The sequence below is a fragment of the Clostridiales bacterium FE2011 genome, from assembly GCA_017569305.1.
Taxonomy (GTDB): Bacteria; Bacillota; Clostridia; order Christensenellales; family Aristaeellaceae; genus Aristaeella.
Map to the genome: position 1 here is coordinate 3,222,165 of CP069418.1, position 24,497 is coordinate 3,246,661.

Sequence of the window (24,497 nt, forward strand, 5' to 3'; positions counted from 1 at the left end):
GTATGCGCACGACCTGTGTTAGGACCTTCATATCGCTGATCCTGGTACTTTCCGTATTGCTTTCCGTGGGCGCTGCCTTTGCCGAGAAGACCGTCACGATTACTTTCACAGGTGACGTGACGCTGGGCGGAGTGGCGAACGAGCAGGGCAGGCCGGACAGCTTTGACAACGCGGTGAAAGAAAAAGGATATGATTACTTTTTCTCAAATTTCCGGGAGATGTTTGAGCAGGATGACCTGACGGTCATCAACCTGGAAGGCCCGCTGACGGACAGTAAGGCAAACAAGTCCAGCAAGCTGCACGTTTTCCGCGGCAATACAGAATATGCGAAGATCCTGGCACAGAACAGCATTGAAGCTGCGTCCCTGTCCAACAATCATGTGGGTGATTACGGCAAGCAGGGTGAGGAGAATACCAAGAAGGCGCTGGATAATAACAATGTTAAGTGGTTCCAGGACTTCACCTACTACCTGTATGAAAAGGACGGAGTGCGCATCGCGTTCTTCGCCCTTCAGAATTCTGTGCTCTATACACAGCGGCCGAAGTTCCTGAAGAAGATCGCCGAGGCCCGGGAAGTGGATAAAGCGAACGCTGTTATTGTCTGCTGGCATACGGGTACGGAATATAAGCGGTACCATGACGAAGACACAGAGCGGAAAGTCACCGGGCTGATCAAGGACGCGGGCGTTGACCTGATCATCATCAATCATCCCCACGTTGCCCAGGGCATGGGCGTGATCAACAACCGGAGCGTGTTCTACTCGCTGGGCAATTTCGTGTTCGGCGGCAACCGGAACATCCGGACCGGCAAAGTGCCGAAGGATCCGCTGGCCATTTCACTGTACGGCCTGGTGGTTCAGGCAAAACTGACCTTCAGCAACGATAACCAGTATCTGGGCCAGCAGATGACGGCTTACCCGGTGTTTACCACCAGTTCGAACCCGGATTACCAGCCGGAGGGCGAACTGACCCAGAAACTGCTGTTTCCCAATGACTACCATCCCATGCGCCTGACGATGAAGCAGGCACAGGCGGTCTACGAAATCATGAAGCAGGATACGTCCATCGAGCTTCCGCCGATGACGGAAAAGGACGGCAAAACTGAAATTGTTTTCCCGTATCTGCCATCCTTTGACGGCGTTATGATTCCGGAAAATGATGATACAGTCGACAAGGCCGGGGCGCCGGGAGCACCGAGCGCAAAACCGACCAGAGAGAAAAAGAACAGTACAGGCAAGTAAGGAAGGACAGGAAACAATGAGCGAGACAAACGAATCTTTGATTCCGAAATGGCACAGGGAACTGGAACTGTTCAGCGGGATCAAGCCCCTGCTGATCCTGGAAGGCAATGTGCTGGATCAGTACCGCTATCCGTTGAAAGGCTCCGTGGAGCAGGATGAAATCATCCCGCTGAGCCGGTACCTGCACACCTTCTTTTCAGACAACGGATATGACCAGGTGGTGTTCTACAGCAACCTGGTCGGTTTTATGAGCCCCTATGATCCTTCCATGCTGAACCGCTTCGCCGCAGCCACGGGAACGACCATCAAGGACGGCGCGATCCAGGCGGAATTCAAGGGCAACGGTGCGGATACCGCTCCCAACGTGATCCGCCGGGCAATGTTCCAGCGCAAGGCCGCCACGGTCACCGTGCTGGAAATGGCCAGCCATTACATTACAACGCCCGAGCGTATGGACCAGCAGGACGTGAACAGCTTCAACATCCTGATGCAGAGCGCCCTTAGCGCTTCCTGGGTCCGGACGACCCAGGGGAAGAAGCAGAACCTGCTGATACTGCTGGTGAACAAGCTGAATGACCTGCCGGCCTGGTTCTACCTGAACAACCCGGTCTGCAAGATCCTCCGGCTGGAAGCCCCGGACCGGGAGGAACGGAAGCGGATGATGACCGGCAACAACTTTGCCGGGTTCTTCTCCGGCACCGTTTACCGCCGGGATCTGCCGTACTATAACGAGCATCCGGACGAACTGGAACGGATCAAGGAGCGCTTCGTCGGCCTGACCGAGGGCATGACCTTTACAGAACTGGACGAAATGCGGCTGCTGTGCAAGAAGGAAGAGATTCCGATCAAGGATCTGTGCACAGTGGTGGATCTGTATAAATACGGCATCAAGGAGAATCCCTGGAGCCGCCTGAACATGGAAAGCCTGAAGACGGCCAAACAGGACTTCGAAAAGCGGATCAAGGGACAGGATACCGCCCTGGAGCGGACGCTGGACGTGGTCAAGCGCGCCGTGACCGGTATGAACGGCGTCAATTCCTCTTCCGCCGGCAAGCCCAAGGGCGTGTTGTTCTTCGCCGGCCCCACCGGTACCGGTAAAACTGAAACCGCTAAAGCCCTGGCTGAAAAGCTGTTTGGCGATGAAAGCACCTGTATCCGCTTTGACATGAGTGAATACGGCCAGAGCCATTCTGACCAGAAACTGATGGGTGCACCTCCCGGATATGTGGGATATGAAGCCGGTGGTCAGCTGACCAACGCGGTGAAGAAGAATCCCTTCTGCATCCTGCTGTTTGATGAAATTGAAAAGGCCCATTCCTCCATCCTGGACAAGTTCCTGCAGATCCTGGAAGACGGCCGGATGACCGACGGACAGGGGAATACGGTCTATTTCTCCGAGACGATCATCATCTTCACCAGCAACCTGGGTATCTACGTCAAGGACGCTTTCGGAAACCGGGAACCCAACGTGACCATGGATATGCCTTATCCGGAAGTACAGACCAAGGTCCGTTCCGCCATTGAGGATTATTTCAAACTGGAACTGGGACGGCCTGAAATCCTGAACCGTATCGGCGAAAACATCGTGGTGTTTGACTACATCCGCAGGGAAGCCGCCGAACTGATCCTGAAGGCCCAGGTGAACAAGATCATCAGCCGGCTGCGGGAACAGAAGAATATCAACATCCGGATCGAAGACTTCGCCTATGCGAGCCTGCAGGAAGCCGCTACCTTCGACCTGTCCAACGGCGGCCGCGGTATCGGCAACCAGGTGGAAAGCCTCCTGATCAACCCGCTGAGCCGCTGGCTGTTTGACAACGGGGTTACCGGAGACGCGGACATCGTAATCGAAGGCTTCAACACGACGGCCAATCCGCCGAGTGTGATCTGCCGCAGGGAGGAGGCCGCTGAAAAATGAGTGATCAGTATAACAGCCCCATGGACCAGAATGAGTTCATGAAGCGGATGAAAGCCATTGCCTCGGACCTGTGGGGAGGCGTGATGCCGGTGGCGTCGGAAGCGCCTGCTGCTGCAGAGCCTGCCCAGCCCAAGCCTGCTGTGAAGGAAACGGAAAAACCCGGCACGGAGATCCGGAACCTCTGGAAGACCGCGGATGAGTCCATTGACTGGACGGACGCGCTGTCCCACAGCACGCCGGCGGATGGACTGACCACCCTGAAGATGTGGTCCTTCTACCACAAGCACGCGGAAAAGGTGCTGGCTGGAGACCTGGATGCCTATACGGAAGTCCTGCAGAAGGCCAATCCGCTGGGAGAACTGACGGATTATGCCGAGAACATCAGCATGCGGGCCGTGTCCGCTTCGAAGCTGGAAAGCACCTTCATCTGCAAGGCCGGGTACATGGAAAAGAACAGGAAGCTGTATCTGTCCGCCATGGGCCTCCGGATCGCCCGGGACCTGCTGGCCTGCCTGCCGGTGGAGGAAGTGACCGTGAAGGGCGAGTACGCGGGAGAAACCGTGTTTAATGCCACTTATCCGCGGCTGCAGCTGCTGCATCGGAATTTCATGTTTGTGGATCCGGTGGAACTGTCTGTGGAATGCGGCGGAGAATTCAAGGGTATTTAAAGAAAACAGGAAAAGGAGCGGATTGATTCCGCTCCTTTTTGTGTGTCATGAATTGGTATCTGTGATTTCGGATTGGCAGGCTCAGGTCCTGCGTTTCAGGATCCAGTCGCACAGCAGCACCAGTCCGCCGCCAAGCAGCACCAGGCCGCCAAAAAGGGCCACAGCAGGGCCTGTAAGCGGGACAAGGAAGAAGATATGTCCCAGCAGCAGGAAGGCCAGTGTAAAGGCTCCTGCGGTCACCAGCAGCAGGGCACGGCGGAGATGATTGAGGGGCAGGCAGGCGCGGATCAGCACGATCCAGCAGATGGCGCCGGCACACAGGGTGGCTAGCGTGCTGCACAGCTCATGGGACCAGCCGGCCCAGGTCATGGCCATGGAGATGGAGGCGCAGCAGGCGGCGGCAATACCGCCCGGCAGGGCGCGGTAGAGCACCGTGCGCAGGAAGTCTCCGCGGATCCGTTCACCGCTGGGTTCCAGGGCCAGCACAAAGCCGGGGAGGCCGATCATCAGGGAAGAGATCAGTGTAAGCTGGATGGGCTGGAAAGGATAAACCGCGGGCAACACCAGGATCAGCAGGCTCAGCAGGAAGCTGAAGATGGTCTTGGTCAGGAACAGGGAAGCGGCCCGGGTAATATTGTTGATGACCCGTCGGCCTTCCAGCACCACGTCGGGCAGCACGCTGAAGTCGGAGGAAAGCAGCGTCACCTGGGCGGAACTGCGGGCGGCGTCCGCGCCGCTGGCCATGGCGATGGAGCAGTCCGCTGTCTTCAGGGCGGGGATATCGTTGACGCCGTCACCGGTCATGGCCACATTGTGGCCTTTGCGCTTCAGCGCCAGCACCAGTTCCTTCTTCTGCTCCGGGGTAACCCGGCCGAAGACCGTATAGCGGTCGCATGCGTCATCCAGGTCTTCTTCGGTTTTCAGGGAGGAGGCGTCCACATACCGGTCCCAGCCGGGAATGCCGGCACGGCGGGCAATCATGGAAACGGTGATGGGGTTATCGCCGGAGATGATGCGGATATCCACATCCTGCTCCCGGAAATAGCGAAGGGTTTCATCCACTGCGGGGCGCAGCTGGTCCGACAGGACACAGATGCCGCAGATGGTTTTGAAGGGCGGCAGGGATTCGGCAGAAACCAGTCCCTGGCCTTACACCAGGACCAGGACCCGTTTGCCTTCCGCGGCGTACTGTTCCACTCGCTGGCGGAGCTCCGCGGGATAGCGGTCGCCGAGGACGAATTCCGGCGCGCCGAGAATCAGCATGGTGCCGTCATAGAAGGTGGCGGCGGATTTCTTGCGCTCAGAGGAGAAGGGGAGCACGTCCCGGGGCTTTTCATCGGCAGGCGTGATCTTTGCCCGCAGAGCGTTCAGCGTGGCGCTGTTCTCGTCAAAGACGCCCAGCAGCCGGGAAAGGGACTTTTCCGTTTCCTCCCGGGTGCATTCCACGCCTTCCACGGTTTCCAGTTCCATGGTGCCGGTGGTCAGGGTGCCGGTTTTATCCAGGCACAGCACGTCCACCCGGGCCAGGGTTTCAATACCGGAAAGCTCCTGCACCAGGGCGTTGCGCCGGCCCAGCTTGACCACACCGACGGCCATGGCCACGCTGGTCAGCAGGACCAGGCCTTCCGGAATCATGCCGATCATGGCTGCCACAGAAGAGGGAACGGCTTCAGCAACGGGAATATGACGGAGCAGCAGCTGTTTCAGGAAGAGCAGCACGCCCAGGGGAATCAGCACCATGGAGTCAAAACGGATCAGCTTGTTCAGGTCTGTCATCAGGCGGGAAGCGGGGCGGGTATCTTTCCGGGCTTCACAGGTGAGACGGCCCGCATAGCTTTCATCGCCCACATATACCTGCTGGGCAAGGAGCCTGCCTTCCACTATATAGGAACCGGAATAAAGCCAGCTGTTAATCTGCTTCGGGACGGCGTTGCTTTCTCCGGTCAGCAGGGATTCCATGGCGGCACCGCTGCCGTCCACCACCACGCAGTCGGCAACCACCTGGTCACCGCCCCGGAGGACGATCAGGTCGCCTTCTACGGTGGCTTCCTTTTCCAGGATGATTTCCTTACCGTCACGCAGGACGTGGACGGAAGGGGCGTTCAGGAGCTTCAGGGAGGCAATTGTTTTCCGTGCACGGTATTCCTGTACAGCGCCGATCAGGATGTTGGCAAACACCACGAAAAGGAACAGCATGTTCCGGTAACTGCCGACCAGCAGCAGACACAGCGCCAGGGACAGGTTCAGCAGGTTGAAAAGGGTCAGGGTATGGTTCAGCAGGATCCGGGGCAGACTCAGGTTATCCGGATCTTTCATCTGGTTTCCGCGGCCGGCCCGGAGCTTTTCTTCCGCCTGCGAAGCAGTCAGTCCGGTGGGGTCTGTAAAGGCAAAATCACCGGGAAGTTCGCAGGGCAGGGTAAGATCTTTTCGCATGGAATTCCTTTCTGAAAAAACCGTGAAAAAAAGGCTTGCTTTTTTACTGACGGTATGATAGAATACGTCCGTTGTCGCAAGACAGCGTGCTGATATAGCTCAGTCGGTAGAGCGCATCCTTGGTAAGGATGAGGTCGCCAGTTCGAATCTGGCTATCAGCTCCATGAACCTGGAGCACGTTGCATCAATGGGCCCTGGGTTTTTTTGTACCCATTTTGCGGTTTCAGCCGGTTCAAAGCACCTGCACATTGTATCACAGGACAGGGGAGAATGACATAGAGCGCAGGCATATTTCAGACGAAATACAGATACTGTTCACATAAGAAGACAGGAAGAATGCTTCCTGTCTTTTTTATGAAAAAAACTTTTGTATAACAGTATATAACAGTTGACAACAGTTTTACACTGTTATATACTGTTTGTGTTGAATCAACACATGAGAGGTCTGACCCCATGAACATTATTATTGATACCTATTCCATGATTCCCATATACGAACAGGTTGTTGCCTCGATCAAGCATATGATCCTGTCCGGGGAACTGGCGGAGAATGATCCGCTGCCATCGGTCCGCGTCCTCTCCCGGGACCTGAAGATCAGCGCCCTCACGGTGAAGAAAGCCTATGACGCGCTGGAAGAGGAAGGCCTGACAGCCACCATCCACGGGAAGGGGACCTACGTCTGCGCGCCGAACCGGTCCATGATCCAGGAGGAACAGCGCCGGGACCTGGAACGGGATCTGGAGGCTGTGGCCGAAAAGGCGAAGCGGTACGGTGTGAGCCGGGAAGAACTCGCCAACATGCTCGATATCATCACGGAGGAATAATTCTGTATGCTGAAACTGACCAATCTGACCAAGAAATACCAGGACTTTACCCTGAACTGCTCGCTGGAGGTCCGGCCGGGCACCATTACCGGGTTTATCGGAGCAAACGGCGCCGGCAAAAGCACCACCTTCAAGGCGATTATGGGCCTGATCTCCAATGACGGCGGAGAAATGGAACTGTTCGGAAACAAACGGAAAGCTCCGACGGTGGAAGACAAAAAGCGCATCGGCGCTGTGCTGGCGGAATCCTGCTTCAGCGGGGAACTGACGGTGAAAGATATATCCCGGGTGCTGGCCGCTTTTTATCCTTCCTTTGATAAGAAACTTTTCCTGGAAAAGGCCAGGGAGCTTTCCCTGCCGGAGAACAAGAAGATCAAGGAGTTTTCCACCGGTATGAAAGCAAAAATCCGGGTGCTGAGCGCGATCTGCCATCAGGCGGAACTGTTGATCCTGGATGAGCCCACCGCCGGCCTGGACGTGGTGGCAAGGGACCAGATCCTGGACCTGCTCCGGGAGTATGTGGCAGAGGATGAAAACCGCTCCATCCTGATCAGCTCCCACATCTCCGGAGACCTGGAACAGCTCTGCGACGACTTCTATATGATCGACAACGGGCAGATCATCTGCCATGAGGAAACTGACAGGCTGCTGAGCGATTACGCGGTGCTGAAGGTCAGCGACAAGGACCTGGAGACGCTGGATAAAAGCTATATTCTGCGCAGACGGAAGGAAGGCTTCGGCTGGAGCCTGCTGACCGACCAGAAGCGCTATTATGCTGAAAACTGTCCGGGAATGGTGGTTGAACGGATCACCATGGATGAATATATTATGATGATGCTCAAAGGAGAAACGCTATGAAAGGCTTGCTGATAAAGGACTTCTGCCTGCTGCGGAATCAAAGGAAGATTCTGCCGGTATACATCATGCTGGCAGTATGGTTTACGGCCATGCACAACGACGGTTTCGGATTTCCTTATATGATGATGATGGCTTCCATTCTGACGATCAGTACCATCAGTTACGATGAGGTGGATCACAGCCTGACCCATCTGTTTACCCTTCCGTTTGAACGGAAGACGTATGTGACGGAAAAGTTTCTGCTGGGTGGCATCCTGATGGCAGCATCCCTGGTGTTTGCTATAGCCTGCTGCCTTGTGCGCACGCTCATCAGCCCGGATGGACAGGGAACGGATCTGGGTACGCTGATTCTCTTTTCCATCTGTGCCGGTGCGATGATTGTTTCCCTGATGATTCCGATCCGGATTCGCTTCGGAGGCGACCAGGGCAGGATCATCCTGTATGCCATAATCGCCGGCATTGCGCTCATTGTGCTGCTGATTACAAAAGTGGCACCGGATCAGCAGACAGCGGTGACAGCATTCTTCGCACAGCTGGGTCAGACGGGACTCCTGCTGCTGGCGGCAGGGATTGCGGTGATTATCACGGTCGTCGGTTATATCCTTGGCGTACGCTGGATGAAGAAGAAAGAGTTCTGAAAATAAAACACGGCCGGAGATTTCCCGGCCGTGTTTTTTGTTTATTTATAATTGGACGAGGTTGACAATTTGATTTTTGAATGGAGAAGTGTTACTATCATTATGTTGTATTGAAATGTATCAATACAACCAGTGAAAAGAATTATCGGAGGGATACACGTTGAAAGGGTTGCAGTCTGAAAGCTTCAGTCCGCTTTATCATCAGCTGATGCAGCGGATCCGGGGAGATATCGAGCGGGGAGTCTATCCTGTGGGAAGCAGGATTCCGCCGGAGCATGAGCTGGAGAAACTGTACCAGGTCAGCCGGGTAACGGTACGCCGGGCCCTGGCGGAGCTGACCTCGGAAGGCCTGCTGGAGCGGAAACAGGGCAAGGGAACCTTTGTGGCCACGCCCCGGGGCGGCCTGCCGCTGAAGAACCTGCACAGCTTCCATGATTCCTGCAAGCTGAACCGGGTGAAACCCTCCATTGATGTGATTCACGTCCGGGAAACGGAGGCCGGGGCGGAAGCCGCGGAAGGGCTGAATATCAGCCGAGGCAGCCGGGTACTGGAAATCCTCCGGGTCTGCCGGGCGGACGGCGTACCCGTGGTGCTGGAAAGGAACCACTTCTCCATGGCTTATGCCTGGCTGCAGGATCAGGATCTGAGCGGCAGCCTGTACAACATTCTGCGGGAATACGGCGTGGAACCGAAACTAGCCCTGCACGATGTGTCCCTGCGCTTTGCGGACAGGGATGAGGCTGAACTGCTGGAAACGGAAGAAGGCACACCTCTCATCTGCCTGCATGAGGTGATTTATGACCAGCGGGGACGGCCCCTGCATACCAATGTGCAGCTGATCCGCGGTGAACGCTTTGTGTTCACTATCTGATAATCCCGGGAAGAAAGTTGAGGAACGATCCCCGGATATGGTACAATCCGGAGGAAGGGAGGCGTTCGACATGGAAGAAGAAAAGACCCTCACTGCTGAGAAGACGAAGAAGCCCACACTGTGGGATGGCGCCCTGAAAATGGTGAAGGGCGAGAATACAAACCAGCTGATTGAACAGTTCACGGCTGAAATGACCCTGGTGGCGGAAGGCCTGTGCGAGGACCAGACGAAACTGCGCAAAGAAGTGGACGGCCTGATGACCCAGGAGGATAAGCGGATCCAGAAGCTGGAGAGCACCATTAACCTGCTGGAGACATCCCTCGAGGAAGAACGGAAGAACCATGACCAGGACGTGACCGAGTTGCGGAACCGGGTGTCCCAGCTGGAGAAACAGGCAAAAGTGACGGCGAAGGATAAGAAGAAGAGCCGGACCATTATCCGGGATCTGACCTGGTTGGTAGGGATTGCCGCCGCAGCGTGGGTGATTGTAACGATCATAAACGCTTTCTGTAAATGAAAGCATTTATGATCGTAATGAATAATGAATGCTGAATAATATGCGCCTTTCAGGCGTATCAAGGGATTCCTCCACGCGGCCTGCGGCCTTGGTCGGAATGACAGCCTGTAAGGACGTTCGGCGGGAAGGAAAACACTATATAATTCTGAATTCTGAATTGTGAATTCTGAATTGAGGAACAACGACTGAAAGGAGTTGTTCGACGTGAAGACTTACGAAGAACTTGTCAAGGAATATAAAAAGCGCCAGCACGACACCGTGGTGGATACGATTGCCACGGGGCTGACGTATGCGGATGAGATCGCGGTGGATACGGGACTCCTGGAGGAGACCGGACTGCTGACGGAACTGACGGAGAGCGTGACAGGGCTGCTGCCCTTTATGATTATCTCGGTGAGCGAAGGCTCCAAGGTGCTGCTGGGTCGGAAACCCGGCATGACCGGGCTGAAGGACGGCGCGTACCGGATGGTGAAAACCGGCGCTGCCATGGGCGTCGGCGCGGCTGTGACCGGCCTGACCGGCTTCTGGGCCGCGATCCCGGTGACCATGGGCGTGCGGGCCATCTTTGACCGGTACCGCAGCAAGGCCCTGACCGGGAAACGGGTGGAAGGCCGGATCAAGCGCCTGCAGGAGCTGAACAAGTTCATCCGCAGGCAGAAAACAACAGAAGAGGAAGCGGAGCGGCTGCCGGAAGGAACCGGTACCGTAATTGCCGCGGCGGGAGAGATTCGATGAAGATTACCAAGATGCAGGGCCTGGGCAACGATTATATCTACGTAAACTGTCTGGAAGAAACCGTGAAGGATCCGGTGGCACTGGCACAGAAGATCAGCGACCGTCATTTCGGCGTGGGATCTGACGGCCTGGTGCTGATCATGCCCTGCGAGGAAGCGGACTTCCGGATGCGCATGTTCAACGCGGACGGAAGCGAAGCGGAAATGTGCGGAAACGCCTCCCGCTGCGTGGCCAAGTATATCCATGACCGGGGACTGAGCGACAAGGAAGAGATCAGCCTCATGACCGGCGCTGGTATCAAGATCCTGAAGCTGACCGTGGAGGACGGTGTCACCGAAAGCGTCCGGGTGGACATGGGCGAACCGGAGCTGGAAGGCCTGAAGATCCCGGTGAACGTGAACGCGAACCCGGTAATCGGCGCCCCGGTAGCAGCCCTGGGCCATGAGTATAAGATGACTTGCGTGAGTATGGGCAATCCCCACGCGGTAATCTTTGTGGACGACGCGGACAGCTTTGACGTGCATGGTGTGGGCGCCTCCATTGAGGTGAATCCGCTGTTCCCACGGAAGACCAATGTTGAGTTTGTGACCGTGAAGGACCGGACCCACCTGCGGATGCGGGTGTGGGAGCGGGGCAGCGGGGAAACCCTGGCCTGCGGTACCGGCGCCTGCGCAACCCTGGTGGCCACTGTGTTGAACGGATTGTGCGAAAGAAAAGCGGTCCTCGAACTGAACGGAGGACCGCTTACGGTGGAGTGGGACGCTGAAACGAATCATGTGTTCCAGGAAGGCCCCGCTGCCTTTGTATTTGATACGGAGTACGATGCTTAATATTTCATGACCATGTCCAGGATGCCGCTGTCCGTCAGGTCATCCAGCAGGCTCTGGCAGGCTGAAGTGGGAGCGGCTTCCACGAATCTGAAGATGCTGCGCACCAGCAGGGGAAGCACCTTGTTCCGGAACTCAGCCAGCGTCTGTTCGTTGAAGGAGAAGACGTTATAAACTCCGTCCAGTTCCTTCTGCATATAGTTCGGTATATCCCTTGCAGCGGCCGGAACCAGTGTTCCGGTGCAGCAGAAGATTTCCTCGGATTCCATGCCGTTATTGTCCGGCTTCCGGACGGTCAGCAGCAGGGATCCGTCTTTTTTTGTCTCTCCGTGGATAATTGCGCCGAAATTGGGGAAAATCTTTTCCAGCAGGTTAATGAACATATCGAAACTGGAATCGGCGGGCAGGCTTGCAGGAATTCCCTCTGCGTCAACGGTCAGGTGAATCAGGCTGGCGGGCAGGGATTCTTCCCGCAGGGTGCCGGATTCGCCGTAATCGTCATAGTAATCGTAATAACCGCCCTCGGATTCGGACTCGTTGTCAAAGTCTTCGTCGTAGTAGTATCCGTCCTCATCCTCATATTCGTCATAGGTGCCGTCAGTTTCCTCAGTATGCTCTTCCTCTTCGGAAACGGGTTTGAGGACAATGGCATAGGGATCCCGGTTCAGGGACGATTCCAGCTTGAAGGAGACGGTGGAACCGTCATTAGCGCTGGAGTAGCTAAACAACGGCTCATAGCCGTTTTCAGAGGCGGGAAGGGTTACGGAAACGGAATGGGCACCGTCGGATTCCTGGCGGGAATAGAGCGTTTGCCTGCTCTCGTTTGTCCAGGTTTCGGAACCTTCACCGGCAGTAATGGTGACGGCCTTGAACCCGGTGATTTTCTCAATATAATCCGGTACAGACATCAACTCGGCTTCCACGGCGTCCTGCGCGTTGTTGGAACCGTCGGCCAGGGCGGTAATCCAGCGCTGGAGGTCGGGATTGTTCAGGAATTCCTCAGACCATCGACTGGTCAGGTTGCGGAGCTGCTCCGGGGTGATCGTTCCGCCTTCAGGATAGGAACCGATGACTTCATTCCAGATATCGGTCAGGCTGGAAAAGGCATATTTGGTGGTCAGCGGATAGAGGTAAGCCAGGTAGGGCAGCGGGATGCCCAGTGTCTTCTTCGTTTTGACGCCGAATTCCAGCAGCGCGATCATATTCAGCAGCAGCACCTCGTCCTGGATCAGCGGGGAGGTGATGAAGATTCGGGGTTCCGCACCGTAAACGCGGAAGGGGAAGGTCAGGTCAGGCTTGTCTGTGAAATACAGCTCGGCGTCCAGCTCGAAGGACTCTGTGCTGAGGGTCCAGGCAACATTGCCCCGGAGTCCCAGTTTGTTGATGAGCGCCGCGTAGCCGGCCATCCGGGAACGAGTCAGCTTCGGGAAGGCTTGCGCGTTCATAGTAAAGGTAAAGTCAAAATCGAAGCTGTAATTGTCCACGGCCTGGACGCCTTCCGCGGGAACCAGGGAAGGAATCAGCAGGAACAGGGCACAGAGCAGGCAGAGAAAACGCCGTTTCATAAGAGAAACATCCTTTCAGCGGAAATCAGTCACAGGGATAATAACGGATGAAACCTCATTCATCATCCACAACAGACCAGATGTCAGGGTCATTCTGGTATGTCCGGTTGTATTCTTCTTCCAGCAGCTGCTGGGTTTCCCGGTTGGCAACGCCTATGACCCGCAGGCCCCGGGCCTCCTGGTAGGCGCGCAGCGCCTCGGTGGTAGAGTCGGTGAAGCGGCCGGTGACCAGGTCGGCTTTCAGGAATCCCAGATAGGCGAGCCGTTCCTGCAGCTGTCGAACCTTCTCGCCCTGGTTGCCGAAGACCATGGTGGTGTCCGCCACCTCGCGGACGGTGCCGTAACCGAGGATGGAAGGGCTGTTCAGCTCATAGGTGTTCTGGGCCACGGCTGAGGGGTTGTTTCCCTCGATGACGTGGACGGTGATGTTTCCGCCCCGGTCTTCCGTACAGTATTCCACCAGGGCTACATGCTCCGTGTCGGTGCCGCCGCCCCAGTTGAAGAATACCCAGTCTCCAGGCTGGGGAACATAGTCTCCGGATTTGATGAAGGTATCCTGTCCCTTCAGCCACTGATATCCCCAGCCGTCCACTTTGCCCTTGCGGACCACATAGCGGCCGTTGCGCACGAAGAAGTTCCGCCCGGTATTGGAAGAGGTGTAGAAGGGATAAACGTTCCGGAGCAGGGAAGTGCCCCAGCGCTGATCCACCTGATCCACACACCAGCAGAGGAATTCTGCGCACCACTGGGCGGCAGGATCTCCTGCCCAGGCCCCGTACTTGGATCGGCCGTGATCTTCCGTATAACCTATTTCTTCCGTGGCGACTTCCAGCAGATGTTCCACATAGTCCGGTACGGGCCATGCGGGGTCGATGCGTTTGTCATCCGCAAAGGCGGATGATACGGTCAGCAGAAAGATGAAGAGAAAGGAAAGGAGTCGTTTATAATTCATAATTCACAACAATTTCTGTGCAAAAGAATGCAAAAATGTGTTTGGCGGTTTAGTCATGTGTGTGACTAACACACTAAACTATTATACAGGAAATGAAGGCATAAAACAAGGCGGACGCGATTGCGTCCGCCTTGATAACACCATGTGAAATTACTTGATTTCGACGGTGGCGCCAACAGCCTTGAACTGCTCGGCGATCTTTTCGGCTTCTTCCTTGGAGACAGCTTCCTTGATGGTCTTGGGAGCGGACTCAACGATGTCCTTAGCTTCCTTCAGGCCCAGGCCGGAAACGACTTCACGGACAACCTTGATGACCTTGATCTTCTCAGCGCCGGCATCCTTCAGCACGACGTCGAATTCGGTCTTTTCTTCTTCAGCAGCGGCAGCAGCACCACCGGCAGCGGGGCCACCGGCAACGGCGATAGCGCCGGTCACGCCGAACTTTTCTTTCATAGCGTCAACGAGTTCTTTAACCTGAAGCAGAGTCATAGACTCAATGGCTTCGAGAATTTCCTGATTAGTCATTTTCTTTTTCCTCCATTTTTTTTCGTCATGCGGCTCTTTCTAGGCCGCTGTTTTCATCAGGCAGCTTCCTTCTTCTCGGCAATCTGCTCGAGAACGGAAACCAGGGCAGATACGGGGGAGACCAGGCAGCCCACCATGGTGGCCAGCAGCTCTTCCCGGCTGGGGGTAGCGGCCAGTTCTTTGATGGCCTTGACGTCGATCACTTCGGTGCCCATCAGGCCGCCCTTGATTTCCAGGGAGGTCAGCTTGTTCTTCTCAATGAACTGAGAAATGATCTTGGGGCCGGCGGTGACGTCCTTGTCGCTGAACACAAAGGCGTTGGGGCCTTCCAGCAGGCTCTCCAGACCTTCGATCTTCAGCTCCTGCAGGGCACGGTTCACCAGACGGTTCTTCAGAACACAGTAGTGAACATCGCTCTCACGGCACTGCTTACGCAGCTCGGTCACCTGTTCAACGGTCAGACCGCTGTAGGAAACCACCATCATGCACTCGGCATTCTTCAGCTTCTCAACAATGTCAGAAACGACCTGCTTTTTTGCTTCCAGATTCGCGCTCATCTTCTTGCGCACCTCATTCCTGGCTTGAAATTAAAGAAACCCTTGCGTGCAGGCGCAAGGGAATAATAACGAAATCCACTTACACCTCGGCAGGCGGGAAACCCCTTTAAATCTTACGATACCGGCTGTCTACGGCACTGGTTTCTTCGAAACCGACGAGAATAATATCATACATATTGAAGAAAGTCAAGCGGCAGGAAACAATAATTAAATGAGTCCGTCAGATGCCAGATGAGTTTTTTGTTGGGATCAAGCGCAGATTTTGAAGGTTTAGTGGCGCTAAATCGAGAAAGCTGAGCGCAGATAACAGCAAAAAAGACTCTGGCAGATGGGCGGGGGAATTAATTATTGGTTCCGTGAATGAAATACAGCGCATGCTGCGCCGCATGAAATATTGCGGCCAGGCCCGCAATGTGAAATAAGTGTCTTCGACACTTGTGAAATATCCGACTTCCGTCGGATGTGACAGATACTCTTCAATATAAATGAAATATATCATCGGGGGAGAAGTGTTACACAGCTCGTTTCATGAATTTGTAATATATGGGAGAATAATTGCCAGATATTTTTGGAGAATTGTATATACAAATCGACAAAACACTATATATAGCGTAGATAAAGACGATTCTGTGACTATGTTTTACGGAACAATGTTGACATCTTAATATATTTGTAATAAAATAACCATGAATTATCCTAGGAAGGTGGGTGAGCGGAATGAAGAAATGGAAGATCGTAGCCATTCTTACGATCCTTCTCTGTATGCTCCCATTCTGTGCTGCCCTCGCCAAGACCGGTAAAGTGACAGCTTCTGCCCTGAACATGCGCGAGAAAGCGAACTCCAAAAGCGATGTAGTCCGCGTGCTGCATGAAGGGGATAAAATCACCATCAACGATACTTCGGGAAGCTGGTACAAAGTGACCATCGGAAAAGATACTGGCTACGTCAGTAAGAAATATGTTGAGGTTTCATCGGATGATTCAAAATCATCCGGTAAATCTGATGACAGCAAGAAATCAGAAAAAAAGACCGATAAGAAAGAAGAAAACAAGAAATCCGATGGTACCTGCGGTCCCGGTGATACGGGTGATGCGGTAAAAAAGGTACAAAAGAAACTGAAGAAGCTGGGATATTACTCCGGCAGTATTGATGGTGATTACGGAAACGGTACAAAGAAAGCCGTCAAGAACTTCCAGAAACGCAATGGACTGGATGACGACGGCAAGTGCGGAAAGAAAACCCTGGCGAAGCTGAACTCCTCTGACGCGAAGAAGGCAGACAGCAAAACCTCCGGTTCTGATTCAGACGGAACGCTGAAGACGGAGCGGCTCAACTGGTTTAACGGCGGCAGCAGCAAGATCCCGAAAGGCGCGACCTTCAAGGTCAAGGACATCAAGACCGGAAAGGTATTCACCGCAAAGCGGTGGAGCGGAGCCAATCATCTGGACGCCGAGCCGAACAGCAAGGACGACACGTCCACAATGAAAGACATCTACGGCCACTGGAGCTGGAAGCGCCGGGCCGTGTTGGTAAAGTATGACGGCCATGTGTACGCGGCTTCCATGAACGGAATGCCCCACGGAACACAGACCATCAAGGACAACAACTTTGACGGACACTTCTGCATTCACTTCTACGGCAGCAAGACCCACGGAACCAAGAAAGTGGATGAAATGCACCAGAACTGCGTAGCAGAAGCGATGAAACACACATGGTGAGGCTTTCGCCTCACCATGTGTGTTTCTAATGAAATATTTTCCTTCGGAAAATGTGAAATATTGGCCTGCGGCCAATATGAAATATGGCGCCGCAAGCGGCACCATGTGAAATATCCGCCTGTCGGCGGATGTGATAATGACCTGATAAGACAATAAGAAGAGAAAAAGTATCTATCATATGCGGCTGGATGGCCGCATATTTCACATTTGCCGTCAGGCAAATATTTCACAAATCCGCGTCAGCGGATTTATTTCACATCGGCCGCAGGCCGATATTTCATTTACATCTGGCAATTGACATGCGGAGTATAGAAGCATATTATTTCAAACAGAATCAACATATTCGGAGGGAAAACAGATGGAACGGGTATATGCTCAGGAAGTCGGACAGCATATTAATGAAGTAGTGAAAGTCCAGGGTTTTGTGGAAAACATCCGCAACAGCAAAGCCATGGCTTTTATTGTATTGAAGGATATTACGGGCAAAATCCAGATTACCCTGGAGAAAGAGCCGAATCCTCAGCTGGCGGAGATCGTGGATACCATTACCCAGGACTCTGTGATTACCGTATCCGGCAAGGCCGTGAAGAACGAGTATGTAAAAATGGGCGGCATCGAGATCCTGCCGGAAGAGATCCTGGTGGAAAGCATCGCGAACGCCCTGCCAATCGTCCGCAAGGATATCCCGGCCACCAAGAAAAAGCAGGCGGTGGAACGCTCCAGCATTGACCAGCGGATCGACTACCGCTGGATTGACCTGCGCACGGATGAGAACCAGCTGATGTTCAAGGTGCAGACCGTGCTGGTGAACGCCCTGCGGCAGTACCTGCTGAAGAAGAACTTTATTGAGATTCATACGCCCAAGCTGATCGGTGCGGCCAGCGAAAGCGGCGCCGACGTGTTTGAGGTGAAATACTTTGACCGCAAGGCCTACCTGGCCCAGAGTCCCCAGTTCTATAAGCAGATGGCCATGGCCGCCGGCTTTGAGCGGATCTTTGAGTGCGGCCCTGTGTTCCGGGCTGAGAAGTCCTTTACCAGCAAGCACACCACGGAGTTCACCGGCTTCGACCTGGAGTTCAGCTACATCACCTCTTTCCGTGACGTGATGAAGATGGAGGAGGAACTGCTGAAGGCGGCCCTGACCGAAGTGAAGGCAGCCTATGGTGACCAGATCCAGGAACTCTTCGGTAAGGAAGTCATCGTGCCCGAAACGCCCTTCCCGGTGGTGAAACTGCGGGATCTGTATGACGCACTGGAAAAGGAATTCGGCTATTCCGTGCCGGAGTCCGAAAAAGGTGACCTGACCACCGAAGCTGAAAAGCTCAGCTACGAGTGGGTGAAGAAACACTACAACCACGAGTTCCTCTTCGTCACCGATTATGACGCGGAGAAGCGGGCTTTCTATCATATGCGGGATGAGAACGGCGTGCCCCAGGGTTATGACCTGATCTGGCGCGGCGTGGAAATCACTACCGGCGCCCAGCGGGAGCACCGGTATGACGTTCTGAAGAAGCAGGCGCAGGAAAAGGGCCTGGACAAGGACGTGGAGTTCTATCTTGAGTTCTTCGCCTATGGCTGCCCGCCCCACGGCGGCTTCGGCATCGGCGTAGACCGGCTGACCATGCTGCTCCTTGGGCTCCCGATCAAGGAAGCCATGTTTATATTTAGAGGACCGACAAGGCTGACACCGTAAGGATGTAAATGAAATATTCGTCTTCGACGAATATGAAATATTGGCCTGCGGCCAATGTGAAATATGGCGTCGCAAGCGACACCATGTGAAATATCCGCCTGTCGGCGGATGTGATAATTACTTAAAATGCCTGAAAAGAGAACAAGAGTATATATCATATGCGGCCTGTTGGCCGCATATTTCACATTTGACGAAGTCAAATATTTCACATTCGTGCGCAGCACGAATATTTCATATCGGCTGAAAGCCGATATTTCATTTAACTTTCCCACGTAACATTTCCCTTTAATCTGGCAAAATGTTGTGTTATAATATTTCGGTATATTTTTAAGGGGGAAAGTCACCATGTTAACTCAGGCACCCAAGGGAACGCGGGACATACTGCCCGCTGACAGCTATCGCTGGCAATTCATCGAAGACAAGATGCGCAAGGCCGCCGCTCTGGCCGGCTATCGTGAATCACGCACGCCTGTTTTCGAGCATACTGAACTGTTCCTGCGCGGCATTGGGGATACGACGGATGTGGTCCAGAAGGAAATGTACACCTTCGAGGACAAGGGCAAGCGTTCTGTCACCCTGAAGCCGGAAGGCACAGCCGGCGCTGTGCGCAGCTTCCTGGAGCATAACCTGTATGCCGAGCCGCTGCCCTGCAAGCTGTACTATATTTATTCACCCCACTTCCGTTATGAGAATCCTCAGAACGGCCGCCTGCGGGAGCATCACCAGTTTGGTATGGAGTGCTTCGGCGCGAAGGAAGCTACCGTGGACGCAGAGCTGATCCTGACGGCCTATCATCTGCTGCAGGATCTGGGTGTGGGAAACCTGAGCGTGGAAATCAACTCCATCGGCTGCCGGAACTGCCGGCCGGAGTATCATAAGCGTCTGAAGGAATTCCTGGGAGAGCGGATCCACGAAATGTGCCCCACCTGCCAGGAACGCTTTGAGCGGAACCCGCTCCGCGTGCTGGACTGCAAGGAAAAGCACTGCCAGGAGCTGACCAAGGACGCACCCAGCATGCTGGACCTGCTGTGCGATGAGTGCAAGGAGCACTTTGAACAGCTGAAGAAGTGCCTGGATGGCAGCGGCATTCCGTACCGCGTCAATCCCCGCATTGTCCGCGGCCTGGATTACTATACCAAGACCGTGTTTGAACTCGTGACCGAGACGCCGGACGGCAAACTGACGGTTTGCGGCGGCGGACGGTACGATAACCTGGTGGAGGAAATCGGTGATCAGAGTATTCCGGCTGTCGGCTTCGGCATGGGCGAGGAGCGCGTGCTGATGCTGCTGGAAAGCGAAGGTGTTGAGATTCCGAAGCCGGAATGGTATGAAGTGTTCGTCACCTACATGGGTGAGAACAAACAGCATGCCTTCTCCCTGGTGCAGCAGCTGCGGGCTGCCGGCATCAAGGCGGATATGGATCACTGCGGACGCAGCCTGAAGGCTCAGTTCAAGTTTGCCAATAAGACCGGCGCGCCCGTGACCGCGGTCATCGGTGACGATGAGGCGGCCCAGGGCCTGGTAAAGCTGAAGAAGATGGCGGACGGCACCGAGAAGACTGTCAAGGTTGAGGAAGCGGCTGAAGCGATTCGGGAAATGAAAGGTTGATTGCCTGTCGGCAAAAATTCACAATTCATAATTCATAATTCATAATTATGGATTGTGGGGCCGGTAAAACAGGCACTTTGAGAAAACTCATGCGGGTTGCTGTCAGACTGCGGAGGGCGAGCCTCTGAGGACTGCCAGTGGCAGATATTTCGTCAGAGGGTTCGGAGCGCCCGGAGAAAGAGCCAGTGGCTCTTTCTCAGTGGAGAACGGGCGGTAGCCCTGAGAGGTCAACCGAAACGAGTGGTCTCCCCAGTGGAGAGCCACGACGATTGAGGTTGCGGATGATCTCTCCACGCGGCCTGCGGCTTTGGATGAGATGACATTGTCGGCTTAGATGATTCCCTTCGAAAAAGCTACATGTTATAGAAAAAAGTAATCAAAATTATGAATTATGAATTGTGAATTATGAATTGTGAGGAACGAACAATGCAGTACCGTACCCATACATGTAACGAACTCCGTTTAACAGACGCCGGTAAGCAGGTCCGTTTGAGCGGCTGGATGGAAAACATTCGGGAGGTCAGCGGCAACCTGGCCTTCATCGTGCTGCGGGACTTCTATGGTTATACGCAGCTGGTGGTGGAGGATGAAAAGATCCTCCAGGTTTTCCGGAACCTGAACAAGGAGAGCGTGGTTTCCGTCACCGGTACGGTGCGGGAGCGCGCCAGCAAGAACCCGAAGATGGACACCGGCGATATTGAGGTCGTGCCGGACAGCGTGGAAGTGCTGGGCAAGTGCCGGTATAATGCGCTGCCGTTCCAGATCGGCCGCAGCACCGAAGCGGATGAGAACATCCGGCTGAAGTATCGCTACCTGGACCTGCGCAATCCGGATGTGAAAAAGAACATCATCATGCGCTGCAACGTGGTCAGCGCCCTGCGCCAGGCCATGAATGCCCACGGCTTCCTGGAAATCACCACCCCGATCCTGACCGCGTCTTCTCCGGAAGGCGCCCGGGACTATCTGGTGCCGGCCCGTAAGCATCCGGGCATGTTCTATGCGCTGCCCCAGGCTCCGCAGCAGTTCAAGCAGCTGTTGATGACCAGCGGCTTCGACAAGTACTTCCAGATTGCCCCCTGCTTCCGCGATGAGGACGCCCGCGGCGACCGCAGCCCCGGTGAGTTCTATCAGCTGGATATGGAAATGGCTTTCGCCACCCAGGAGGACGTGTTCGCCGTCATCGAGGACGTGCTGCCTCCGGTGTTCGCGAAGTACGGTACCTATAACACGGCTTCTTCCGCGCCTTTCCGCCGCATTCCGTACCTGGAAGCGATGGAAACCTACGGCAGCGACAAGCCCGACCTGCGCATTGACCTGACCGTGACGGACGTGACGGCGCTGCTGGGCAAGTGCGGCTTCGGTCCCTTTGAAGGCAACGTTATTAAGGCGATCCCGGTGACCAATTTCAATGCCACCCGCAAGCAGATTGATAAGCTGATCGCGGACGTGGAAGTGGTCAGCGGCAACAAGAGCTACTGGTTCCGCCTGGATGAAAACGGCGAGATCGTCGGCGGTATCGCCAAGTTCCTGCAGGAGAACAAGGAAGAGATCATCAGCGCGCTGAACCTGGCCCCCAACACCTTCGTGGCGCTGTCCGCCGGCAGCAAGGGCGCGGCCCAGAAGACCGCCGGTGTGCTGATCAAGAAGCTGGGCGAGATGTGCCCGGACCATATGGACAAGGAAAAGTACGAGTTCTGCTGGATCGTGGACTTCCCGATGTACGAGATCGGCGAGGAAAGCGGCGAGCTGGAGTTCTGCCACAATCCTTTCTCCATGCCCAACGGCGGCCTGGAGATCTTGGAAAAGGCGTCCCGCGGCGAGGTGGATCCGCTGTCCATCACCGCTTACCAGTATGACCTGGTGGTCAACGGCGTGGAGCTGTCCTCCGGCGCGGTCCGGAACCATGATCCGGAGATCATGATCAAGGCCTTCGAGCTGGTGGGCCTGGGCGAGGACGATGTGAAGTCCAAGTTCCCGGCCATGTACAATGCCTTCTGCTACGGTGCGCCGCCGCATGCCGGCATCGCTCCCGGTGTGGACCGCATGGTGATGCTGCTGGCCGCCGCCGAAACCATCCGTGAGGTCATTCCGTTCCCGATGACCAAGAACGCCCAGGATATCATGATGGGCGCCCCCGGTACCGTGGAGCAGAAACAGCTGGATGAACTGCATATTGCCATTGTCAAGGACGAGGACGAGCAGTTGTCATAACGCGCGGATTCTGGTATAATAACTGGGATTTAGGATTTAGAACTCCGCCGATAAGGAGGATGATCTTATGGCAGTGAAGACTGATAAAAAGACGGGTGCCACCCTTCCGCAGAACATGGAGGACCTGACGCCCTCTTCCAACATCACCTACAATAACGAGGTGGTGGCTATCATCGCTGGCCTCGCGGCCAACGAAGTGGAAGGCATTGCGGGCATGTGCACCGTCAGCGGCAGCATCATGAGCAAGAACCGCAACGTCACCAAGGGCGTAAAGGTTGAAGTCGGCACCGAAGAGGTGGCCGTGGATCTTTACGTGATCGTGGAATACGGCATTCCGATCCAGCGGGCCGCCGCCGACGCGCAGGAAAACGTGCGCAAGGCGATTGAGTCCATGACCGGCCTGCATGTGGTCCGTGTGGACGTGCATGTGCAGAGCGTCAGCTTCGAGCAGGATAAGAAGGCCCTGCAGGCTGGCGCCCAGCAGGCTGTGCTGGCTGCCGGCGAGGTGGAGGAACCTGTCCGCCTGCCCGAGAAGGAGAAGGAAGAGAAGCCTGCTCCCGCTCCCGAACCCGTGCCCGAAGCGCACGCTGCTGCTGAGCCGGTGAAAAAGCCTGCCCCCAAGGCGTCCAAGCCCAAGGCCAAGGCTGAAAAGAAACCCGAAGCGGAAACCGCGGAAAAAGCCGACGGCGATGAACCCGCCGCGAAAGACTGACATTGTCTGACAGGGGAGGAATTCCTCTGTCTTTTTTCCCTGAAAAGGAAGGTATTTTTATACCGTAAAACAGGGAACAAAAGGAGGTATGACGCGTGAAGATCCGTATTCTGGACAGGATCCTGGTTGCGATCGCGGGTCTGCTGGTTCTGGCCGGCTGTGCCGCGCTGACTGCCCAGCTGTTTTTCAATAAGAATGTGATTGCCTGGGCCGGCCGCCTGCTGGCGGATGAAAGCCTGAGAATCTGGCTGATTGTTGCCCTGGCGCTGCTGTTGATCCTTGGTGTTTACTGTGTGCTGATCCTGTTCCGCCATCGGAGCAGGCATGACAAGTTCGTCATGCAGAAGACTGAGAACGGCGAACTGTCCATCTCCCTCAAGGCGATGGAGAGCATGGTGCAGAAGTGCCTGGATCCCCATAAAGAGCTGAACGTACAGTCTGTCCGGCTGGAAAACCAGAAGGGCGGACTGCTGATCCGCATTCGCGGCACGGTCGCCGGCGGCGTGAGCATTCCGCTGACCGTGGATGCCCTGCAGCAGCAGATCAAGCAATATGTGACTGCCTGCAGCGGTGTGGAAGTAAAGGATATCCGCGTACAGATTGAGTCTTCCGGTCCGGAAGCGACCGAATCCCTGTACGCGATTGAAGCGCCGACGGCCCGGGCATTGCCCTCCAGCGGCGTGAAGGAAGAAAAGCCCGTGGAACCCGCTGAGGAAAAGACAGAGGAAATCACCGACGAGGAGCTGGAAACCATCGCGGCGGAGATTCCGAAGCCCGAACCGGCCGAAGCGGAGAATGAGGAAGAAACGGAAGAACCCACGGTGGTGGTTCCCGAGGCTGCGGTCGTTGCGGCGGAGCAGCTGAAGAAGGAAGCCCCCGAGGAGGAAGACGACCGGCCCATGCATCAGCGGCTGTTCTCCAGCTATGAGGAGCCCTGCGTGATGCCGATGCCGCCGGAAAAGGAAGAGATAACCGAAACCGCCGCTGAGGAAGCGGAAAAGGCTGTGGAAGAAAAGGCCGAAGCGGCTGAAGAGAAGGCTGAGGAAAAGCCTGAAGAAGAAACGAAGGAAGGAAGCGAAGACAAATGAATCTGAAGAAGGGTACGCCCCTGTGCGGGCTGATACTGGGTGCAATCCTGGTTGGCATCGGAGCCCTGATGATGCTGATCGGTTTCTGGAAGACCCTGCTGCTGTGTGTGCTGTTCGGAGTGGGATATTTCCTGGGCACAGTGGAAAACAAGCGCGAGTTCATGAAGACGACGGCCAACAAGCTGATCCCCGATAAGGAAGTCAAGGTTATCGACCTGAAGACCGAGCTGAAGCGGGAACAGTCCGCCGTTGAGCAGGCTGTGGAAGAGGTCATCAAGCCCGCCAAAAAGACTGTAAAGAAGACTGCAGAGAAAACCACCGATAAGGAGTAATACA

The 24,497-nt window shown here is 55.1% G+C and carries 23 protein-coding genes, 1 tRNA gene and 1 other annotated feature; of the genes, 18 read left to right on the top strand and 6 right to left on the bottom strand.

The genetic code is table 11. The annotated features are described in order from the left end of the window. Window positions 1-2 precede the first annotated feature (2 nt). The 3 genes from JRC49_14475 to JRC49_14485 are packed head-to-tail and all read left to right on the top strand — an operon-like array spanning window position 3 to window position 3,827. Window positions 3-1,241: a CapA family protein gene (locus JRC49_14475; GenBank protein QTE70970.1), complete on the top strand. Its 1,239-nt coding sequence runs from the start codon at window positions 3-5 to the stop codon at window positions 1,239-1,241. A 16-nt stretch (window positions 1,242-1,257) separates the two neighbouring features. Next, a complete protein-coding gene (locus JRC49_14480) occupies window positions 1,258-3,159 on the top strand; it encodes an ATP-dependent Clp protease ATP-binding subunit (GenBank protein ID QTE70971.1) in 1,902 nt (633 codons plus the stop codon). Then, window positions 3,156-3,827 carry a hypothetical protein gene (locus JRC49_14485; protein QTE70972.1) on the top strand — a complete coding sequence of 224 codons (672 nt, stop codon included), beginning with the start codon at window positions 3,156-3,158 and terminating at the stop codon, window positions 3,825-3,827. Before JRC49_14480 ends, JRC49_14485 begins: the two co-directional genes overlap by 4 nt. Before the next feature lie 81 nt (window positions 3,828-3,908). Here the strand turns inward: JRC49_14485 and JRC49_14490 are convergent, their stop codons facing one another. Continuing rightward, window positions 3,909-4,889 carry an HAD-IC family P-type ATPase gene (locus tag JRC49_14490; GenBank protein ID QTE70973.1) on the bottom strand — a complete coding sequence of 327 codons (981 nt, stop codon included), beginning with the start codon at window positions 4,887-4,889 and terminating at the stop codon, window positions 3,909-3,911. 87 nt (window positions 4,890-4,976) lie between these two features. Continuing rightward, window positions 4,977-6,260 carry an HAD-IC family P-type ATPase gene (locus JRC49_14495; GenBank protein QTE70974.1) on the bottom strand — a complete coding sequence of 428 codons (1,284 nt, stop codon included), beginning with the start codon at window positions 6,258-6,260 and terminating at the stop codon, window positions 4,977-4,979. Between the two features lie 88 nt (window positions 6,261-6,348). Between JRC49_14495 and JRC49_14500 the strand changes: the two genes are divergently transcribed. The 8 genes from JRC49_14500 (at window position 6,349) to JRC49_14535 (ending at window position 11,534) form a co-directional block, all read left to right on the top strand. Beyond that, window positions 6,349-6,424: transfer RNA gene (locus JRC49_14500), tRNA-Thr, on the top strand. A gap of 289 nt (window positions 6,425-6,713) precedes the next feature. Beyond that, on the top strand, window positions 6,714-7,085 hold the full coding sequence (locus JRC49_14505) for a GntR family transcriptional regulator (protein ID QTE70975.1): 372 nt from the start codon (window positions 6,714-6,716) through the stop codon (window positions 7,083-7,085). 6 nt (window positions 7,086-7,091) lie between these two features. Next, window positions 7,092-7,943 (top strand): ABC transporter ATP-binding protein, encoded by an 852-nt coding sequence (locus JRC49_14510; protein QTE70976.1) that lies wholly within the window; start codon window positions 7,092-7,094, stop codon window positions 7,941-7,943. Beyond that, window positions 7,940-8,581, top strand: coding sequence for an ABC-2 transporter permease (locus tag JRC49_14515; GenBank protein ID QTE70977.1), 642 nt, complete (start codon window positions 7,940-7,942; stop codon window positions 8,579-8,581). The genes JRC49_14510 and JRC49_14515 overlap by 4 nt, the downstream gene beginning before the upstream one ends. Window positions 8,582-8,741: 160 nt before the next feature. Further along, window positions 8,742-9,452: a GntR family transcriptional regulator gene (locus JRC49_14520; GenBank protein ID QTE70978.1), complete on the top strand. Its 711-nt coding sequence runs from the start codon at window positions 8,742-8,744 to the stop codon at window positions 9,450-9,452. Between the two features lie 70 nt (window positions 9,453-9,522). Then, complete coding sequence (locus tag JRC49_14525; GenBank protein ID QTE70979.1) at window positions 9,523-9,969, top strand: hypothetical protein; 447 nt, start codon at window positions 9,523-9,525, stop codon at window positions 9,967-9,969. A gap of 204 nt (window positions 9,970-10,173) precedes the next feature. Then, window positions 10,174-10,704: a hypothetical protein gene (locus tag JRC49_14530; GenBank protein QTE70980.1), complete on the top strand. Its 531-nt coding sequence runs from the start codon at window positions 10,174-10,176 to the stop codon at window positions 10,702-10,704. Next, window positions 10,701-11,534, top strand: coding sequence for a diaminopimelate epimerase (locus tag JRC49_14535; protein QTE70981.1), 834 nt, complete (start codon window positions 10,701-10,703; stop codon window positions 11,532-11,534). Before JRC49_14530 ends, JRC49_14535 begins: the two co-directional genes overlap by 4 nt. Here JRC49_14535 and JRC49_14540 read toward each other — a convergent pair. The 4 genes from JRC49_14540 to JRC49_14555 all read right to left on the bottom strand — a co-directional run bounded on the left by JRC49_14540 (window position 11,531) and on the right by JRC49_14555 (window position 15,130). Beyond that, window positions 11,531-13,096, bottom strand: coding sequence for a hypothetical protein (locus JRC49_14540; protein QTE70982.1), 1,566 nt, complete (start codon window positions 13,094-13,096; stop codon window positions 11,531-11,533). The genes JRC49_14535 and JRC49_14540 overlap by 4 nt on opposite strands. A gap of 55 nt (window positions 13,097-13,151) precedes the next feature. After that, complete coding sequence (locus JRC49_14545) at window positions 13,152-14,048, bottom strand: peptidoglycan-binding protein (GenBank protein ID QTE70983.1); 897 nt, start codon at window positions 14,046-14,048, stop codon at window positions 13,152-13,154. A 150-nt stretch (window positions 14,049-14,198) separates the two neighbouring features. Then, a complete protein-coding gene (gene rplL / locus JRC49_14550; protein QTE70984.1) occupies window positions 14,199-14,573 on the bottom strand; it encodes a 50S ribosomal protein L7/L12 in 375 nt (124 codons plus the stop codon). A gap of 56 nt (window positions 14,574-14,629) precedes the next feature. Continuing rightward, the gene (locus JRC49_14555) at window positions 14,630-15,130 is read right to left on the bottom strand and encodes a 50S ribosomal protein L10 (GenBank protein ID QTE70985.1); all 501 of its coding nucleotides are present in this window, start codon (window positions 15,128-15,130) and stop codon (window positions 14,630-14,632) included. A gap of 24 nt (window positions 15,131-15,154) precedes the next feature. Beyond that, window positions 15,155-15,283, bottom strand: a sequence feature (ribosomal protein L10 leader region). A gap of 564 nt (window positions 15,284-15,847) precedes the next feature. Here JRC49_14555 and JRC49_14560 point away from each other — a divergent pair. The 7 genes from JRC49_14560 (at window position 15,848) to JRC49_14590 (ending at window position 24,493) form a co-directional block, all read left to right on the top strand. Further along, entirely contained in the window at window positions 15,848-16,849 is a 1,002-nt protein-coding gene (locus JRC49_14560) for a peptidoglycan-binding protein (protein ID QTE70986.1), read from the top strand. 358 nt (window positions 16,850-17,207) lie between these two features. Then, window positions 17,208-18,542: an aspartate--tRNA(Asn) ligase gene (gene aspS, locus JRC49_14565; GenBank protein QTE70987.1), complete on the top strand. Its 1,335-nt coding sequence runs from the start codon at window positions 17,208-17,210 to the stop codon at window positions 18,540-18,542. A 345-nt stretch (window positions 18,543-18,887) separates the two neighbouring features. Continuing rightward, window positions 18,888-20,150 carry a histidine--tRNA ligase gene (locus JRC49_14570; GenBank protein ID QTE70988.1) on the top strand — a complete coding sequence of 421 codons (1,263 nt, stop codon included), beginning with the start codon at window positions 18,888-18,890 and terminating at the stop codon, window positions 20,148-20,150. A 426-nt stretch (window positions 20,151-20,576) separates the two neighbouring features. Further along, entirely contained in the window at window positions 20,577-22,361 is a 1,785-nt protein-coding gene (aspS, locus tag JRC49_14575) for an aspartate--tRNA ligase (GenBank protein ID QTE70989.1), read from the top strand. Between the two features lie 115 nt (window positions 22,362-22,476). After that, complete coding sequence (locus JRC49_14580) at window positions 22,477-23,073, top strand: Asp23/Gls24 family envelope stress response protein (GenBank protein ID QTE72896.1); 597 nt, start codon at window positions 22,477-22,479, stop codon at window positions 23,071-23,073. Between the two features lie 95 nt (window positions 23,074-23,168). Further along, entirely contained in the window at window positions 23,169-24,161 is a 993-nt protein-coding gene (amaP, locus tag JRC49_14585; protein ID QTE70990.1) for an alkaline shock response membrane anchor protein AmaP, read from the top strand. After that, window positions 24,158-24,493 carry a DUF2273 domain-containing protein gene (locus tag JRC49_14590; protein ID QTE70991.1) on the top strand — a complete coding sequence of 112 codons (336 nt, stop codon included), beginning with the start codon at window positions 24,158-24,160 and terminating at the stop codon, window positions 24,491-24,493. The genes amaP and JRC49_14590 overlap by 4 nt, the downstream gene beginning before the upstream one ends. Window positions 24,494-24,497 lie beyond the last annotated feature (4 nt).

Bases quoted from the DNA above. Each gene is read 5' to 3' on its own strand.
- JRC49_14475 (QTE70970.1), top strand. From the start codon at position 3: ATGCGCACGACCTGTGTTAGGACCTTCATATCGCTGATCCTGGTACTT.
- JRC49_14480 (QTE70971.1), top strand. From the start codon at position 1,258: ATGAGCGAGACAAACGAATCTTTGATTCCGAAATGGCACAGGGAACTG.
- JRC49_14485 (QTE70972.1), top strand. From the start codon at position 3,156: ATGAGTGATCAGTATAACAGCCCCATGGACCAGAATGAGTTCATGAAG.
- JRC49_14495 (QTE70974.1), bottom strand. From the start codon at position 6,260: ATGCGAAAAGATCTTACCCTGCCCTGCGAACTTCCCGGTGATTTTGCC.
- JRC49_14505 (QTE70975.1), top strand. From the start codon at position 6,714: ATGAACATTATTATTGATACCTATTCCATGATTCCCATATACGAACAG.
- JRC49_14510 (QTE70976.1), top strand. From the start codon at position 7,092: ATGCTGAAACTGACCAATCTGACCAAGAAATACCAGGACTTTACCCTG.
- JRC49_14515 (QTE70977.1), top strand. From the start codon at position 7,940: ATGAAAGGCTTGCTGATAAAGGACTTCTGCCTGCTGCGGAATCAAAGG.
- JRC49_14525 (QTE70979.1), top strand. From the start codon at position 9,523: ATGGAAGAAGAAAAGACCCTCACTGCTGAGAAGACGAAGAAGCCCACA.
- JRC49_14535 (QTE70981.1), top strand. From the start codon at position 10,701: ATGAAGATTACCAAGATGCAGGGCCTGGGCAACGATTATATCTACGTA.
- JRC49_14540 (QTE70982.1), bottom strand. From the start codon at position 13,096: ATGAAACGGCGTTTTCTCTGCCTGCTCTGTGCCCTGTTCCTGCTGATT.
- JRC49_14545 (QTE70983.1), bottom strand. From the start codon at position 14,048: ATGAATTATAAACGACTCCTTTCCTTTCTCTTCATCTTTCTGCTGACC.
- rplL (QTE70984.1), bottom strand. From the start codon at position 14,573: ATGACTAATCAGGAAATTCTCGAAGCCATTGAGTCTATGACTCTGCTT.
- JRC49_14555 (QTE70985.1), bottom strand. From the start codon at position 15,130: ATGAGCGCGAATCTGGAAGCAAAAAAGCAGGTCGTTTCTGACATTGTT.
- JRC49_14560 (QTE70986.1), top strand. From the start codon at position 15,848: ATGAAGAAATGGAAGATCGTAGCCATTCTTACGATCCTTCTCTGTATG.
- aspS (QTE70987.1), top strand. From the start codon at position 17,208: ATGGAACGGGTATATGCTCAGGAAGTCGGACAGCATATTAATGAAGTA.
- JRC49_14570 (QTE70988.1), top strand. From the start codon at position 18,888: ATGTTAACTCAGGCACCCAAGGGAACGCGGGACATACTGCCCGCTGAC.
- aspS (QTE70989.1), top strand. From the start codon at position 20,577: ATGCAGTACCGTACCCATACATGTAACGAACTCCGTTTAACAGACGCC.
- JRC49_14580 (QTE72896.1), top strand. From the start codon at position 22,477: ATGGAGGACCTGACGCCCTCTTCCAACATCACCTACAATAACGAGGTG.
- JRC49_14590 (QTE70991.1), top strand. From the start codon at position 24,158: ATGAATCTGAAGAAGGGTACGCCCCTGTGCGGGCTGATACTGGGTGCA.